At 63.1% G+C, this 15,768-nt stretch carries 17 protein-coding genes and 1 pseudogene; 13 read left to right on the forward strand and 5 right to left on the reverse strand.

Annotated elements, in window-relative coordinates; genetic code table 11:
• Positions 1-98: 98 nt before the first annotated feature.
• The 5 genes from HCN50_RS23255 (at position 99) to blaOXA (ending at position 5,063) form a co-directional block, all read left to right on the forward strand.
• A complete protein-coding gene (locus tag HCN50_RS23255; protein WP_171712212.1) occupies positions 99-1,319 on the forward strand; it encodes an amidohydrolase family protein in 1,221 nt (406 codons plus the stop codon).
• Between the two features lie 157 nt (positions 1,320-1,476).
• A complete protein-coding gene (locus HCN50_RS23260; protein ID WP_171712214.1) occupies positions 1,477-2,268 on the forward strand; it encodes an ATP12 family chaperone protein in 792 nt (263 codons plus the stop codon).
• Positions 2,269-2,322: 54 nt separating this feature from the next.
• Complete coding sequence (gene fliK / locus HCN50_RS23265; protein WP_171712215.1) at positions 2,323-3,900, forward strand: flagellar hook-length control protein FliK; 1,578 nt, start codon at positions 2,323-2,325, stop codon at positions 3,898-3,900.
• Positions 3,897-4,163 (forward strand): EscU/YscU/HrcU family type III secretion system export apparatus switch protein, encoded by a 267-nt coding sequence (locus HCN50_RS23270; protein WP_171712217.1) that lies wholly within the window; start codon positions 3,897-3,899, stop codon positions 4,161-4,163. The genes fliK and HCN50_RS23270 overlap by 4 nt, the downstream gene beginning before the upstream one ends.
• Positions 4,164-4,244: 81 nt before the next feature.
• The gene (gene blaOXA / locus HCN50_RS23275; RefSeq protein ID WP_171712219.1) at positions 4,245-5,063 is read left to right on the forward strand and encodes a class D beta-lactamase; all 819 of its coding nucleotides are present in this window, start codon (positions 4,245-4,247) and stop codon (positions 5,061-5,063) included.
• 11 nt (positions 5,064-5,074) lie between these two features.
• Here the strand turns inward: blaOXA and HCN50_RS23280 are convergent, their stop codons facing one another.
• A complete protein-coding gene (locus tag HCN50_RS23280) occupies positions 5,075-5,563 on the reverse strand; it encodes a hypothetical protein (RefSeq protein WP_171712221.1) in 489 nt (162 codons plus the stop codon).
• A gap of 93 nt (positions 5,564-5,656) precedes the next feature.
• Positions 5,657-6,064 carry a DUF4260 domain-containing protein gene (locus HCN50_RS23285; protein ID WP_171712223.1) on the reverse strand — a complete coding sequence of 136 codons (408 nt, stop codon included), beginning with the start codon at positions 6,062-6,064 and terminating at the stop codon, positions 5,657-5,659.
• A gap of 136 nt (positions 6,065-6,200) precedes the next feature.
• On the opposite strand from HCN50_RS23285, the gene HCN50_RS23290 reads away from it, so the two are divergent.
• Positions 6,201-7,733, forward strand: coding sequence for an acyl-CoA carboxylase subunit beta (locus HCN50_RS23290; RefSeq protein WP_171712225.1), 1,533 nt, complete (start codon positions 6,201-6,203; stop codon positions 7,731-7,733).
• 95 nt (positions 7,734-7,828) lie between these two features.
• Here HCN50_RS23290 and HCN50_RS23295 read toward each other — a convergent pair whose 3' ends face one another.
• The 3 genes from HCN50_RS23295 to HCN50_RS23305 all read right to left on the reverse strand — a co-directional run bounded on the left by HCN50_RS23295 (position 7,829) and on the right by HCN50_RS23305 (position 9,195).
• Positions 7,829-8,290: a VOC family protein gene (locus tag HCN50_RS23295; RefSeq protein WP_171712228.1), complete on the reverse strand. Its 462-nt coding sequence runs from the start codon at positions 8,288-8,290 to the stop codon at positions 7,829-7,831.
• A 171-nt stretch (positions 8,291-8,461) separates the two neighbouring features.
• Positions 8,462-8,812, reverse strand: a complete 351-nt coding sequence (locus HCN50_RS23300; RefSeq protein WP_171712230.1) for a cupin domain-containing protein — start codon at positions 8,810-8,812, stop codon at positions 8,462-8,464.
• Between the two features lie 173 nt (positions 8,813-8,985).
• A complete protein-coding gene (locus HCN50_RS23305) occupies positions 8,986-9,195 on the reverse strand; it encodes a hypothetical protein (RefSeq protein ID WP_171712232.1) in 210 nt (69 codons plus the stop codon).
• A gap of 238 nt (positions 9,196-9,433) precedes the next feature.
• On the opposite strand from HCN50_RS23305, the gene HCN50_RS23310 reads away from it, so the two are divergent.
• The 7 genes and pseudogenes from HCN50_RS23310 (at position 9,434) to HCN50_RS23340 (ending at position 15,745) form a co-directional block, all read left to right on the forward strand.
• The gene (locus tag HCN50_RS23310; protein WP_171712234.1) at positions 9,434-9,940 is read left to right on the forward strand and encodes a hypothetical protein; all 507 of its coding nucleotides are present in this window, start codon (positions 9,434-9,436) and stop codon (positions 9,938-9,940) included.
• Between the two features lie 50 nt (positions 9,941-9,990).
• Positions 9,991-10,942, forward strand: a pseudogene (gene ftsZ / locus HCN50_RS23315) (cell division protein FtsZ); the annotation flags it as partial.
• Positions 10,943-11,390: 448 nt separating this feature from the next.
• Complete coding sequence (locus HCN50_RS23320; RefSeq protein WP_171712589.1) at positions 11,391-11,738, forward strand: hypothetical protein; 348 nt, start codon at positions 11,391-11,393, stop codon at positions 11,736-11,738.
• Positions 11,739-11,898: 160 nt separating this feature from the next.
• The gene (locus tag HCN50_RS23325; protein WP_171712237.1) at positions 11,899-12,927 is read left to right on the forward strand and encodes a putative zinc-binding metallopeptidase; all 1,029 of its coding nucleotides are present in this window, start codon (positions 11,899-11,901) and stop codon (positions 12,925-12,927) included.
• Entirely contained in the window at positions 12,924-13,958 is a 1,035-nt protein-coding gene (locus HCN50_RS23330) for a D-alanine--D-alanine ligase family protein (RefSeq protein ID WP_171712239.1), read from the forward strand. Before HCN50_RS23325 ends, HCN50_RS23330 begins: the two co-directional genes overlap by 4 nt.
• Before the next feature lie 151 nt (positions 13,959-14,109).
• Positions 14,110-14,922, forward strand: a complete 813-nt coding sequence (locus HCN50_RS23335; protein WP_171712241.1) for an AAA family ATPase — start codon at positions 14,110-14,112, stop codon at positions 14,920-14,922.
• Between the two features lie 73 nt (positions 14,923-14,995).
• A complete protein-coding gene (locus HCN50_RS23340) occupies positions 14,996-15,745 on the forward strand; it encodes a protein-L-isoaspartate(D-aspartate) O-methyltransferase (protein WP_235977179.1) in 750 nt (249 codons plus the stop codon).
• Positions 15,746-15,768: the final 23 nt, after the last annotated feature.

The following is a 15,768-nucleotide window of genomic DNA, read 5'->3' on the forward strand; positions in this document are numbered from 1 at the left end:
CGGCGTCTATAGCCTGCCGTGCAGCAATATCGATCAAAGCAGCGCCGTACAGTTGCTGTAGCTTGCGGCACGCAGTTGTCTTGTAAAAGGCTTTGCTCATGACCCGCCATTGGCTCGGTGCCGCACTTCTCTCCTGTGTTCTTGCTGTCCCGCCGAGCGCGGTCGCGGAAGCCCAGACGCTGGTCCTCAAGGGAGGCAGCGTCTATGCCTCACCTGACGCAACGCCGATTTCCAACGCCGTCATTGTAACCTCAGCCGGCCTCATCACGGCCGTTGGACGCGAAGGCGAGGTCCAGATTCCCTCCGATGCACAAGTCATCGATTGCACCGGCAAGACCATCGTCGCCGGCTTCTGGAACAGCCACGTCCATTTCGCGGAAGGCGTGTGGAGAAATGCCGGCAGCGCGCCGGCGGCACCGCTGACCGAGCACATGCAGGCAATGCTGACACGCTGGGGCTTCACCACCGTCTGGGATCTTGGTTCGGACGGAAGAGATACTCTGGCGCTGCGCCGCCGGGTTAACGCCGGCGAGGTGCCAGGCCCGGATATTCATACGGCGGGCAACATCTTCCCCAGGGACGGCCATCCCGCCTACTTGCCCGCGGAGATAAAGCTGCCGGAAGCTTCCACGCCGGAAGAAGCCGCGCAACTGACGCGCATGTATATGGGCTTCGGTCTCGATGGCCTGAAACTGTTCACCGGCTCCTTCAAGGGCACCGGCAAGCCGGTCGTGAACATGGATCCGGCCATCGCCAAGGCGGCGGTTGAGGTCGCCCATGCCGCAGGCAAGCCGGCATTCGCCCATCCGCAAAACATGGCGGGTGTGGAGGCCGTGATCGCGGCCGGCGTGGATATCATGGCTCACACCGTGGCCGGGGAGCCGCCCTATTCGCCCGAGCAGCTTGCGCGATTCAAGCAGCAGGGCATTGCCCTGGTTCCGACGCTATCGTTGTTTGCAAAGCTTCCCGTTGCGCCCGAGATAGCGACGCGTCTCGTCGCCACGACTGTCGCTCAGGTCAAGGCGTTCTCCGACAATGGCGGTCCGGTCCTGTTCGGCACCGATGTCGGCTTTACCAACCAGTATGACACCACGCTCGAATACGAACTGATGCGGCGGGCGCTGTCGGAACGGCAGGTGCTGGCCTCGCTGACGACGAATCCGGCGAAGTATTTCAAGTCGGCGAAGAAGGGGCGGATCGAGAAGGAATTCGACGCCGATCTCGTGGTGCTCGACGGCGATCCGCTCGCCGATGTCACCAACCTCGCCAAAGTGGCGTACACGATCCGCGCCGGAAAGCTGATCTATCAAAAGCAGTGAGGAGAGATGGATTCCAGGCTCGCGTTACGCGCGCCTCGAAATGACGGCGAATGGAACCGAGGCGGCGACGCGTTGCCGTAACCTGCTCATCAGCTTTATTTGCACCTGCCGATATCGTATTGTCAGGCCTAGATAATCACCGACTGCCGGAAACCTTATGCGCGAACTATTCGATGACGTCGCCGGACATTCGCCGCTTGACCCGCAGGAGGCGGTGCGCCGCGCCACCCGCGCGCCCCAGCGCAAGCGCTTCTACAAGGAGGCTGGCGTCGCGCCGGCCGATGGCGGGTTCTCCGTGACGCTGGACGGCAAGCCGATCCGCACGCCTTCCGGCCGCCCGGTCGTCGCGCCGACCAGCGCCATTGCCGAGCAGATCGCCGCTGAATGGAACGCGCAAGCCGAGACGATCGATCCCCTGACGATGCCGCTGACGCGCTTTGCCAATTCGGTGGGTGAAGTCGTCGACCGCGTCGATGCGGTGGCCGATGATGTCGAAAAATATCTCGGCTCTGATCTGCTGTTCTACCGCGCCGGCCATCCCGAGGCGCTGGTCGCCCGCGAGGCCGCGTATTGGGATCCGGTACTGGCCTGGGCTGCCAGCGAACTGGGCGCCCATTTCATCCTGTCCGAGGGAATCGTGCATGTGACCCAGCCGGAGCAGGCGATCAAAGCCGCCCGTCGCGTGTTTCCGGCGGATCCCTGGTCCCTGGCGGCGCTGCATGTGGTGACGACGGTGACAGGCTCCGCGCTATTGGCATTGGCGTTGCTGCGCGGCGCCCTCGATTCCGACGAGGTTTGGGCGGCGGCCCATGTCGACGATGACTGGAACGTTGAGAAATGGGGCGTCGACGAGGAGGTCGCGGCCCGCCGCGCAGCCCGATTCATCGATTTCCGGGCCGCGGTGACGATTTTGGATGCCCTGAAGCCCCAAACGCCCGCTGCCGGTTAAGGAGAGGTTTACGGCGCTAGGGTAGCCTTCGCACCTTGGCCGAGACCTCAACCTATGGCGATTTCGATCAATGCCGTTCTGCCGGTGCTACCAGTCCAAGAGGCTGGCGGCACTGCGCCCGAGCTGGTGCTGCAGCCGGGAAGCGTGGTCAATGCCCAGGTTCTGAAAGTGCTGTCCGCCGATCTCGTGCGGATTGCAATCGCCAGCCTCTCGATCGACGTGGCCACGGAAATTCCGCTGCAACAGGGCCAGAACCTGCAGCTTGCAGTATCGCAGACCAAGGATGGTATCCGCCTCGCCGTGGTCGAGCAGGGTGGCACCGCGGCCGACGCCGTTATCCTGTCACCCGATGCGCTGGCCGATGCCGCCGTCGGTCGTCCGACCATCATCTCGCCGAAGAACCTGCTGACGCCGCTGGAGCGCGCCGCCGTCTCCGCAGCCGCCCAAGCAGCAGCGGGCGAACAGGACAGCCTGGCGCCGTTGTTTGCCAATCTCGACGCCGCGGTCTCCTCCGGCAATCTGCCGCCGAAACTGCAAGAGGCGATCGCGCAGGTGCTGGCGCAACAGACCAGTCTCGACCAGAACCTCGACGGCGCCGACATCAGGATGGCGTTTCAGAAGTCCGGAATCTTCCTCGAGGCGTCGCTCGCGTCGGGTTCGGTGCCGCCGAACGGCGTTCCCGATCTGAAGGCGGCACTGATCGTGCTGCGCCAGACGCTGCAGTCGGCACTGGGTCTCAATTCGGCAACTGCGCCGGCGACGCCAGCCGGGGCGCAACACAGCGCGTCGCCACCGGCCGCCACGACGAACCCTGCGCCGCCTTTGTCGCCCAACCTCGACGGTCAGGAGACGTTGCTGCCGCAAACGCGATTGCCCTCCGCAGGCAATCTCGCGCTATCGACCCAGGCCCGAAGCTCGCTTGTAGCTCCGGGCGCCGAAGCTTCCCCCGGCGCGACGCTGAACCTGCTGCAGGAAGCGCTGCATCAACTGGGTGTACCGGCACGGGCAACGGCCGCTGTGCTGCGAGATGTGGGCGGCGAGGCGACCCTCCACACCAACACGCCACCGCCGCCGGTCCGCGGCGCGCTGCCGTCCGCACAGCCAATCGCCGCGCCGACGCTTCAGCCACAGGCGCCGCTCGAGGCGACCGCGCATCATCTGCTCGACGATACCGATGCCGCGATTGCGCGGCAGACGCTGCTGCAGGTGGCCTCCTTACCTGACCGTATGGATACGTCGGCGAAAACCGACGCGACGGCGCCGCGATGGCATTTCGAAATTCCCTTTGCAACGCCGCAGGGCACGGCGATGGCGCAATTCGAGATCTCGCGCGACGGCGGCCACGAAGAGGTCGAGGCGGCAAAGCGGGTGTGGCGGGCGCGGTTTTCGCTCGACGTCGAGCCGGCCGGTCCGGTTCACGCACTCATATCGCTCTCCGGCGACAAGACCTCGGTGCGGATCTGGGCAGAGCGCCCCGCGACGGCCGAGCAGTTGCGCGCCGGCACGTCGCAGCTTACCCAGGCGCTCAGCCGCGCCGAATTGCAGCCCGGCGATATCGTGATCCGCGACGGCGCCCCGCCGCAGGCCGCGCCCGCCGCCCGCGCCGGGCATTTCCTGGACCGTGCCCTATGAGCGTCGACACCAGGAGCAAGCTCGCGGTCGCGCTGCACTATGACAAGACCGGCGCGCCGCGCGTCGTCGCCAAGGGCAAGGGTACAATCGGTGCCAGGATCGTCGAGCTCGCCAGGGCCCACGACATTCCGATCGAGGAGAACGAAGTGCTGGCGGGCGCGTTGTCCCATGTCGAAATCGGCGACGAAATTCCGCCGGAGCTCTATAAGGCGGTCGCCGAAGTGCTGATCTTCGTGCTGCGGTTGTCGGGACGGATCCGCTAGCCCGGTTGCTTCTGTGTCATAGTTTTTCCACGATGCCATCCGCATCGTTTTCCGCATTCCTCAACCAGCCCGGATGCTCTCGTGATCAGTCGTCGTCATGCACTCGGTCTCATTGCCGCGATCCCGTTGGTACCCGCGCGTGCCCTTGCCAACGTCTCCTATCAGCGCAGCGAGTTTCGCGACGATCTTTCCAAGCGGTTTTTCGATCTCGGCACCGTCGGCACCTTCGTGGCCTACAAGGTCGACGACTACCTGATCATCGCCAGCGACAAAGTTCGCTCGGGCGAGGGCAGGCTGCCGGCCTCGACCTTCAAGATTCCGAACTCGGTCATCGCGCTCGAGACCGGCGTGGTCGAGGACCCCGACAAGGACGTCTTCAAGTGGGACGGCGTTACGCGCAGCATCGAGGCCTGGAACAAGGACCACACGCTGCGTTCGGCGATCGCAGCATCAGCGGTGCCGGTCTATCAGGAAATCGCGCGGCGCATCGGGCCGGAGCGGATGCAGAAATATCTCGAGCTGTTCGAGTACGGCAACCGCGACATCGGCGGCGGCATCGATCAGTTCTGGCTGACGGGCGCCTTGCGCATCGATCCGATTCAGCAGATCGATTTCCTCGACCGGCTGCGGCGCGGCGTGCTGCCAGTATCCAAGCGCAGCCAGGAATTGACGCGCGACATCCTTCCCGTGACCAAAGTCGGCGACGCTACCATCCGCGCGAAGAGCGGGCTGTTGGGCGCCGAGCAAGGCAAGCCGTCACTGGGCTGGATGGTCGGCTGGGCCGAGAAGGGCAGCCAGCAGACCGTCTTCGCCATGAACATGGACTGCAAGAATCAAGACCAGATCGCTGCACGCATGACGGTCGTGCAGCAATGCCTCGCCGATATCGTGGCGATCTAACTAACCTGTGCCTAGCGCCGGTTTAGCGCCAGCGAGACTGCCGTGATGTTGGCGCCCTGGGGCTGGATCGACACCGTCTGCTTGCCGCCACGGGTCGTCAGCGACAGATGGGCCGAAAAGTTGTCGCCTCTGGCCGCAGCCTCGACATGATCGCCGGTGGCGCGTCCGGAAAGCGTGCCGGAAGCGTTGCGGCTGGCCTCGCTCCACGAGCCCGAAATCGCGCCGCCCCGGTATTGGACCTCGCTTGAAAGGTCGAAATTGTAGCTCGGGCTCGCGCACCTCAGGTTGAGCCGGAGCTGTTCGCCGCTTCCGGCAACGTCATATGATGCGCGGCAGCGCAATTGCTCCTGTTGTCCGTCACTGGTGCTGAGCACGCCGCCGCCGGACCACGTGCCAGCCATGGCGATGAAGGGCGAGGCGGGTGCGGCCAGCGCCGCGCCGGCGGGCAGGCTGAGCGATGCCAGCAGCAATGCCGTTCGGCTGAGATTAGATCTGGACATGTTGATGTCTCCATTTCGGTATGGCCATCAACGCCAAAGTCGCAAACGGGTTCAGGTTACAGCGCCGCCCGGCATCAAGCTGCAGATCGGCTGTCAATTCGAAGGCTTGCCGATCCGGCCCATATGGGTGAAGCCGAAGCCGGTTGTATATTTCAGGCCGTAGGCGAGCGCGCGATCGAAACCGATATGGGCCAGCCAGATCATCGCGATCGAGAGAACGAGCGGCGAGGCGGTAGCAAACCCGGTGGTCATCATCGCCATCGGCGCGAGGTAGCTGTGGGCCGCGTTGTAGATCATGGCACCGAACCGCGGCCCGCTCAGATAGGCGGCAAAGCTCAAGTCCGGCACGAAGAAGAGCAGCGCATACACCCACCAGTCGCCGTCCCAGATATAATAGAGCAGCGTCATCCCGATAAAGAGCGCTAATCCTTCCAGCCGCAGCACCGTTCGCACACCCCCTGTCACGGCGCCCGAGGTGTCGGCGCTTGCGATATCGGTCATTCTGCTCCCCACAGTCAGGATGCGCATATAGGGCGCGCCCGACGGTGGTACCAGAGGCCGCAAGGGGTGTTTCCTGTCCGGAAAAGGTCGTGTTAGAACGCCTTCAAATCGTTACCCAAAGACGGGCGGGAGCAGCATGAAGGATATCCTGGACACCCTCGAGGCACGGCGCGCCGGCGCCAAACTGGGCGGCGGCGAGAAGCGCATAGAGGCGCAGCACGCTCGCGGAAAATTGACCGCGCGGGAGCGCATCGAGCTGTTGCTCGACAAGGGCTCGTTTGAGGAATTCGACATGTTCGTAGAGCACCGCTCGATCGAATTCGGCATGGAAAAGACCAAGGTGCCGGGCGACGGCGTCGTCACCGGCTGGGGCACCGTCAACGGCCGCAAGACTTTTGTGTTCGCCAAGGACTTTACCGTGTTCGGCGGCTCGCTGTCCGAGACCCACGCGCTGAAGATCACAAAACTGCAGGACATGGCGATGAAGGCGAGGGCGCCGATCATCGGCCTCTATGACGCCGGCGGCGCGCGCATCCAGGAGGGCGTCGCCGCGCTCGCCGGATATTCCTACGTATTCCGCCGCAACGTCATCGCATCGGGCGTCATCCCGCAGATCTCCGTCATCATGGGCCCGTGCGCCGGCGGCGACGTCTATTCGCCGGCGATGACCGACTTCATCTTCATGGTGAAGAACACCAGCTACATGTTCGTCACCGGTCCCGACGTGGTGAAGACCGTCACCAACGAGGTGGTGACCGCGGAAGAGCTCGGCGGCGCCTCAGTGCACGCCACGCGCTCCTCGATTGCGGACGGCGCGTTCGAGAACGATGTCGAGGCGCTGCTGCAGATGCGCCGGCTGATCGATTTCCTGCCGTCCAACAACACCGACGGCGTGCCGGAATGGCCGAGCTTTGACGACTTCGAACGCGTCGACATGTCGCTGGACACGCTGATCCCGGACAATCCGAACAAGCCCTATGACATGAAGGAGTTGATCCTGAAGGTCGTGGACGAGGGCGACTTCTTCGAAATCTCGGAGGCGTTCGCGAAAAACATCGTCACCGGCTTCGGCCGCATTGCGGGGCGCACGGTCGGCTTCGTCGCCAACCAGCCGATGGTGCTGGCCGGCGTGCTCGATAGCGACGCCTCGCGCAAGGCGGCGCGCTTCGTCCGCTTCTGCGACGCCTTCAACATCCCGATCGTGACGTTTGTCGACGTGCCGGGCTTCCTGCCGGGCACCGCGCAGGAATATGGCGGCCTGATCAAGCATGGTGCGAAATTGTTGTTTGCGTACTCGCAATGCACGGTGCCGCTCGTCACCGTCATCACCCGCAAGGCCTATGGCGGCGCGTTCGACGTGATGGCGTCAAAGGAGATCGGCGCCGACATGAACTACGCCTGGCCGACCGCACAGATCGCCGTGATGGGCGCCAAGGGCGCCGTGGAAATCATCTTCCGCGCCGACATGAACGATCCCGAGGCCATCGCCAAGCGCACCAAGGAATACGAGGACCGCTTCCTGTCCCCCTTCATCGCCGCCGAGCGCGGCTACATCGACGACGTCATCATGCCGCATTCGACAAGGAAGCGGATCGCGCGGGCGCTGGCGATGCTGAGGGACAAGAAGGTCGAGATGCCGGCGAAGAAGCACGACAATTTGCCGTTGTGACAGGTGCCGTAGGTGGGCAAAGCGAAGCGTGCCCACCATTGCCGCCGGATATCTGGATGGTGGGCACGCTTCGCTTTGTCCACCCTACAAGCCGGCTACGCCGCCTTGTGCTGCTGCTTCATGAACTCGGCCGCGCGCTTCTTGAGTTCAGCCGGCGATACGTCCTCGATATGGGTACCGATGTGCCAACGGTTGCCGGCCGGGTCCGTCACGCCGCCGCTGCGGTCGCCATAGAACATGTCTGAAGGCTCCATCACCGACGTGCCGCCGGCCTTCAGCGCCTTTTGATAAACCGCGTCGACGTCGGGTACGTAGAGATACAGCATGGTGGATGTCGGTTGCGCGCGCTCCGAGGCGTCGGAAATCATCACGATGGAGTTTCCGATCTTGAACTCCGCATGCATGACCTTGCCGTCGGGCCGCATCATCGGTTCAAATACCGGCTGGGCTCCGAAGGCTTCTTTCATGAACCGAATGATCTGTTCCGCCCCATCGACGACGAGATAAGGCGTGACGGTGTGATATCCCTCGGGAACCGGCTTTACCTGTGTTGCCATGGCTGTCTCCTCTGGTTTGATGGATTTGATCCATGCAGGACGGCCCAGCCCGCTCATTCTTTGTTTGCCCGCGATTTTTGATCAGGTCTTTGTACAAAGTGTGGCGGCCGTGATCCGCGCACTAATGGTTGCGTCAGCCTGGCCGCTCCCAACTTTCTCCATCCGACGAAGCTAACCCGGCAGGAGAGGAACGAAATCGTATTCGCCGACCCCTTGGAGAACCAGGAAGGTGAGCGACTTGGTGCCAGCGTTGGTCACCAGATGCGGTCGCCCGGGTTTGACGACATGGACTTCGCCGGGCTTCAAATTCACTTCCTCTTTCGGATCCTGCAGGAACAGCCGCATCTGGCCTTCGAGAACGTAAAAAGTATCCGAGATATTGGTGTGGCTGTGCCACGGCACCGTCTGGGTTGCAGAGAGCTGCAACTCCATAATGCGAAAGCCGGGGCGCGCGGCGTGCTGCGCACGACGCTCGACTTCGTAAAGCTGACTGGCGTCCTTGACTGGCTGCGGCTGGTTCATGACGGCTCCTTCGGATCATCCGCCCCCATCGCGTAGTGCCGCGCGATGATAGCCTTCCTCTGCGGTTCGCGAAACGATCAGGGGAGGCCCAGAAGGCACGGGTTAGCGGCGGCGTAATCCGCCAATCATTGCGGTCACTTTTGATGGATTACGGCTTGCGCGGCAGATGCAGCTTACTTTCCATCGTCTTTCAGGCGCTGCTCACCCTCGCGCAGCCGCTGCGCGATTGCCCTTCGCCGCGGGATCAGCGCGGCCTCGTCGGCGAGCCGCTGTGCCAGATCGGAGTGGTATTGTTGCACGACGTCGAGCACCGCTTCCTTGGCGAGCTTGCGGTGGTACTCGGCCAGGAATTTGTGCAGGTCAGCGAGCTGTTCGTCGTCCATGGCTATCGCGCCTCAGCCGCGATGCCGGATTATACCGCAACCTGTTGATCCCACACCAGCTTTTCCCGTCCGACGGCGGGCGGTTTTGACAAATCCTGCGGTGGCAGAGGGAGCGGGGCGCGTAAAGGCCGCCGAATGTCGGTCGTTAACCACTTGTTAACCATACACCCTTAGCCTTGCGTCACTATCCGGTCATCATCAGACGATTCCAGCGCGGTTCGTTCGAGGAGAACAGCCGATGTCCGTTGAGATTCTGACCTATGCAGCCCTGGGCGCCCGTCTGAACATCTCGGCAGCGGCCGCCCGCGCACTTGCCAGGCGGCTCCATTTGCCGCGCTCGCTTTCCGATGATGGGAAAGCCCTGGTGAGCGTTGATCTCGCTGAAGTCAGGCATACGCCACAGCCACCGGCTGGTCACCGGGTGGGCGAGGCCGCTCAGTTGAGGGCGCTCATCGTGACGCTGCAGGCTGAGGTCGCTCAGCTAGAGGCCAGAGCAGCCGGCCATCGCGCCGATTTCGAGTACGAACGCGAGCGCGCCGATCGCCTGATGGCTGAGCTCCTGCAGGCGGCTGCCGAGACCACAGCCGCCAGGGCGGCAGCCGCGCGACTTGAGGGCGAGGTGGCAGCGCTGCGGACTGCTCTCCGAACTGGTAGTTCGACCGAGAATCACGGACATTCAGCGCGCCGGGTAGGGCATCTGGCTGCAAGCTTGGTGGAAGCAGACCGCAAGGCTGCTGGTGGGTAGCATCGCTTTTCTCTCATTCCGCGGTTGAGCGGAGCAACCGTGGGGCAAGAATGACTGGCACCGATATTCGCGAGCTGAGGGCGCGCATCATCGTATTCGGGGTGGGCGGTGCCGGCGGCAATGCCGTCAACAATATGATCGACTCCGGGCTTGAAGGCGTCGAGTTCATCGTCGCCAATACCGACGCACAGGCGCTGACCAGTTCGAAGGCCAATCGTGTCATCCAGATGGGCACGCAGGTGACCGGCGGCCTCGGCGCCGGCGCACAGCCCAATGTGGGGCGCGCCGCGGCGGAAGAGACCATCGACGAAATCCGCGATCATCTGACCGGCGCGCACATGGTGTTCATCACCGCCGGCATGGGCGGCGGCACCGGCACAGGTGCAGCGCCCGTCATCGCCAAGGTAGCACGCGATCTCGGCATCCTCACCATCGGCGTCGTCACCAAGCCGTTCCAGTTCGAGGGCCAACGCCGCATGCGTTATGCCGAAGCCGGCATCGCGGAACTGCTGAAGGCCGTGGATACGCTGCTGATCATCCCGAACCAGAACCTGTTCAGGGTCGCCAACGAGAAGACCACCTTCGCCGATGCCTTCGCGATGGCCGATCAGGTGCTGTATTCGGGCGTCGCCTGCATCAGCGATCTGATCGTCAAGGAAGGTCTGATCAATCTCGATTTCGCCGACGTGCTCTCGGTGATGCGCGAAAAGGGCAAGGCCATGATGGGCAGGGGCGAGGCGTCCGGCGACAAGCGCGTGCTCAACGCCGCGATCGCCGCGATTTCCAATCCGCTGATCGAGAACCCCTCGATCAAGCGCGCCAGCGGCCTCATCGTCTCGATTACCGGTGGCCGGGACCTGACGCTGTTTGAGGTTGACGAAGCGGCTACCCGCATCCGCGACGAGGCCGATCCCGACGCCAATATCATCGTCGGTGCAACTTTCGACGCGGACCTCGAAGGTGTCGTCCGCGTCTCGGTGGTGGCGACCGGGATCGATAATCTCGAGGTGACAGGCCAGACGCAGGCCGCGGAAAATCTGCTCACGGACCTCGCCGGCAGGCTGAGCCACGACCGGCGAAGGATCGCCGAGCGCAGTGCATCGCCGGCGCAATTTGCCAGCCCGCCGTCGCTGATCCCGCCGGCGCGCCACGCCGAAGGACGGGCGGCGACCGCGGAACATGCGCGGCAGGCGTCTCCGCAGGGTCTCGATTCCTTTGGCCGCGCTTCGCCCGTGCGCAATCCGATCGAGGAAAAAGTACTGGACATTCCGGCCTTCCTCGGCCGCAAGTCGAGCTGAAAGTTCGGCTGACGAAGATCCGGCGACCGGCATCCGTTGTGCTGCCGACGACGGGCCAGTAGCATCCATCTGCTTCGCAGTTCCACCATCCGCCCGCTCGTCCGGTCGTTGGGTGGAGGCAAACGACAGATGGGTGCTCGATCTTGGATTCGATGACTGAGAACGATCCTGCCGACGAGATTGCGCAGATCGAGGAGCGGCTTGAGGCGCTTGCCGAGGCCGCCGAGCGGTGCCGGAAGATCATCATGGCTTCCAAGGCGGCGATCGCCGGCGGCATCGCGCTGCTGTTGGTGACGATGCTCGGCGTGTTCGCGGCCGGTCAGACCGCCGCGCTCGGATCGATCGCGCTGGTGCTCGGCGGAATCGTCTCGCTCGGATCGAACGTCAGTACGCTGCGGCAGACCACGGATGCGATCAGCGCCGCTGAGATGCTCCGTTCGGACCTGATCGGCAGGATCGACCTCCGCGTCGTCGCCGACAGTCCGTTAAAATTGAATTGATACGTCTGCCTCGAGCGATTCGCTACCTGGCCCCCAACGGAAACGCCCAGCGGAGCCGACGCGGATCGCCGAACATGGCGCGCCGCGAAGGCTCGGCGGGTTGTTGCCGGCAGCATCCTATGACACCATCCAGGCATCGGGTTCTGACTTCTGGAAGCCTATGCCACGCCGGAAATATGCCTGGGAAAAGCTGTCGGATGAGCAGTTACTCAAGCTACGCCTCAGTAGCTTGAGGGTTGCGGTCGAAGACACCTGGCTCGAGGATTGTCTCAGCGCTCTCTATGAAGAGCTCGAAGGGCGGGGCATCCGGCTGCGGCCACACGCATGGATATCGAGCGAATGGTTTAGTCCGGCACATGTGCCGGGCATCGCCATTCCATTCTATCTCACCCATCCCCGCCTGATGAAGATCGAGAAGAAAATGATGCTCGACGTCGAGGGCGGCACCTGGTCCGAGTGCATGGCCATTCTCCGTCATGAGGCAGGCCATGCCGTGCAGCACGCCTACCAGTTGCACCGCCGTCGGCGCTGGCAGCAACTGTTCGGTCCGTCCTCGAAACACTACCCGCGCTACTACCGGCCTAATCCGGCCAGCCGGCGCTATGTCCAACACCTTCGGCTCTGGTACGCGCAGAGCCATCCGGACGAGGATTTCGCCGAAACCTTCGCGGTGTGGCTGCGGCCGCGTTCGAACTGGCGAACGCGCTATGCCGGTTGGCCGGCGCTGAAGAAGCTCGAATATGTCGACGAACTGATGGAGGAAATCGCCGGGAAGCGGCCGCCGGTCATGACGCGGGAGCGTGTCGATCCGCTGCATGAGCTCAGCGAAACGCTTGGCGACCACTACCAAAAAAAGCAGGCGTTCTACGCCTTCAAGCCGCCGAAGACTTACGACCGCGACCTCTCCCGGCTGTTTTCCGCCGATCCGCGGCACCGCCGCAACCAACCGGCTTCGGCTTTCATCAGGCGGCACCGCGCCCAGATTAGGCGGCTGGTTGCGCGGTGGACGGGCGAGAACCAGCTTACGCTTGATGCTGTGCTTGACGACATGATCTCCCGCTGCCGCGAGCTCGATCTGCGTGCCGTCGGCTCCGAACGGAAGCTTTTGATCGACTTCACCGTCCTGTTAACCGCCAAGACTATGCACGCGCTGTTTGGCCCGTCGCGGCGCAAATGGATCGCGCTATGAGACGCCTGCGCATTCTGGTGCTTATGCATCCGGACTTCGTGCCCCCGGATTCGACCGAGGGATACACCGCGCGGCAAATCAATGAATGGAAGACAGAGTACGACGTCGTGAGCACCTTGCGCACGGCCGGCCATGAAGTTCGCCCGCTCGGCGTGCAGGAGGAAATCAAGCCGGTGCGCGAGGCCATCGAAGGCTTCAAGCCGCATGTGGTATTCAACTTGCTTGAGCAGTTTCACCATGAGCCGGTCTATGACCAGCACATCCCAACCTATCTCGAGCTGATGCGAATCCCGTACACCGGGTGCAACCCGCGTGGCCTGATCCTGGCGCGCGGCAAGGATCTGTCCAAGACGCTGGTGCATTATCGCCGGATCGCGGTGCCGACTTTCGGCGTGTTCCCGATGCGTCGCAAGGTCAAGCGGCCGGCGCGTCTTGCGCTGCCGCTGATCGTCAAGAGTCTGAGCGAGGATGGATCCCGGGGTATCTCGCAGGCATCCATCGTCGATACGGACGAGCAGCTCGCAGAGCGCGTTGCCTTCGTCCATGAGCAGGTCGGAACAGCCGCCATCGCCGAGCAATATATCGAGGGACGTGAGCTCTATGTCGGCATGCTCGGCAACAATCGGCTGCGAGCGCTCCCGGTTTGGGAATTGAAATTCGGTACCATGGGCGGCCCGAGTGCACGACACATAGCCACCGAAAAGGTCAAACACGATCCGAGTTATCAGGAACGCGTCGGAATTGTGGATGGGCCGGCCGAGAACCTTACGCCGGAAGTATCCGCCCGTATCCAGGGAACAGCGAAACGCATCTACCGAACGCTGGGGCTCGATGGATACGCGCGCATCGACTTTCGTCTTTCTGCCGACGGCATTCCGTATTTCATTGAGGCGAACCCCAACCCCGAAATCGCGAAGAGCCAGGAGTTCGCGACAGCGGCTCGGCATGACGGCCTCGACTACCCGGACCTGCTGCACCGCATTCTGGCACTTGGACTAAGCCGGGCAAAGGCGGGCGTATCCGTCGGCTGAACGGCAAGCCAAGCGCTGCCTGTAGGCCTTTGCCCAAAATCGGCCCTATACTTTCCATTCTCCAGCCTTGCTTTGGTCAAAACGGCGGTGGGGAGTGTCTACAATCCGACGATCGCCCGTTCAGTTGACGGCAAACTGGCAGGAGGCATTCATGCATTCCTCGGCGAATATCAGTCCAACCGATTCACGCGATGCTAGTCCGGGATTGTCTACGCAAGACATGGAGCTGGTCGCGCGCGCCGACGAACGGCTGGCGCATGCCTATGAACAGATCGCTCTTGCGGATGAACAGCTCGCGCGCGTCAATGAGCAGATTTCCAAGTTGGAGAACGACGACGCACGGAAGAAACTATTGCGTCGATCGTCCCGTGGCAGACCGGCGCTACGCGGCTTCATCGGTCTGCTGCTGACGGCGGGCATCTGCACCGCGGCTTTCGCCTGGCACTCCTATGGCGAGACGGCGAGACCGATCATCTCGCGGTTGGCACCGCAACTGGCTCCGGCCTGGTCGCAGCCGTCGGAAACGCCGAAGCTCGGCGCCGACCCGAGCCCGCCGGCTGTTCAGTTAGCTGCAGCGGATGCGGCAATTTCGCAACTGCCACCTCCGGCTCAGACCGTACCAGTGGAGGCGGCAGCGAGTCCTTCCGAGACGACACAGTTGCTTCAGACGATGGCGCGCGATCTCGCAACCGTGCGAGACGAGATCGATCAGCTCAAGGCTGGCCAGGAAGCATTGGCCCGCGAGAATGCCGGGAATGCCGAGCAGCTCAAGGAGCTCAAGGAGAGCCAGGAGCAAACGGCGCGGGCGATTGCAAACGTTTCAGAGCAGAATCTGCGCAGGACGTCAGTTGCGCCGCCGCTGCCGGTTGCCAACCCGGCGCGTAAGCCGGCCTCGGCGCTTGCGCCAATGGAAGTGAGGGCGCAAGCGCGGGCGCCGATGCGGTTGCAGCCCCGACAACAGTAGGCTTGATCGGCGCCGTCGCAGGCCGAAGGCAGTCCTCTGTGTTGCGCAGATGGTGACGGTGCTTTCGCATTGTATGGCCGACCGCATGATGATGAGGACCTTACTGGCACTCGTGCTGTCCATGGTCGCGGGCGGGCGGGAAGTGGCCGCACAGGACGCGGAATGCGTTCGCGAACGTGCCGCCATGGTCGAAGCCATCCGCGCCTACGCCCGGTCTCGCGTCAACGCGCTGGGCCCGGACGGGCTGTCGGAAAGGGTGCTCGATGCGCTGGGACGAACGAAACGCCATCTGTTCACCTCTGAGCGGTCTTGCTCCATCGCATACGCGGACGCACCGGTTTCGATCGGGCATGGCCAGACCATGTCGCAACCGTTCATCGTGGCCTTGATGACGGAGTTGGCCGAGGTCGCGACGGATCATGTCGTGCTCGAAGTCGGAACGGGTTCGGGCTATCAGGCCGCCATCCTGGCGCACCTGGCGCGCAAGGTCTGCACCATCGAGATCATCCCGGCTTTGGCCGAGACTGCTGCGAGAACACTCCGCGATCTCGCGTATGACAATGTGAGCGTCAGGCTGGGCGATGGCTATGCCGGCTGGCCAGAATGCGGTCCGTTTGACGCCATCGTCGTGACCGCAGCACTTGGCGAGGTGCCGCCGCCGCTGATTGAGCAGCTTAAGGTAGGCGGCCGGCTCGTCATGCCGGTGGGGGCGGCGTACACTTCGCAGCAGCTCACGGTCGTCGAAAAAATCGCCCCTGACAAGACGACAACGCGCACCGTGGCCCTCGTGCGCTTTGTGCCTTTTACGCGTTCACCGAAGTAGAAGCCAGTATGGCGCTATCTCGA

This window comes from Bradyrhizobium archetypum (assembly GCF_013114835.1).
Classification (GTDB): domain Bacteria; phylum Pseudomonadota; class Alphaproteobacteria; order Rhizobiales; family Xanthobacteraceae; genus Bradyrhizobium; species Bradyrhizobium archetypum.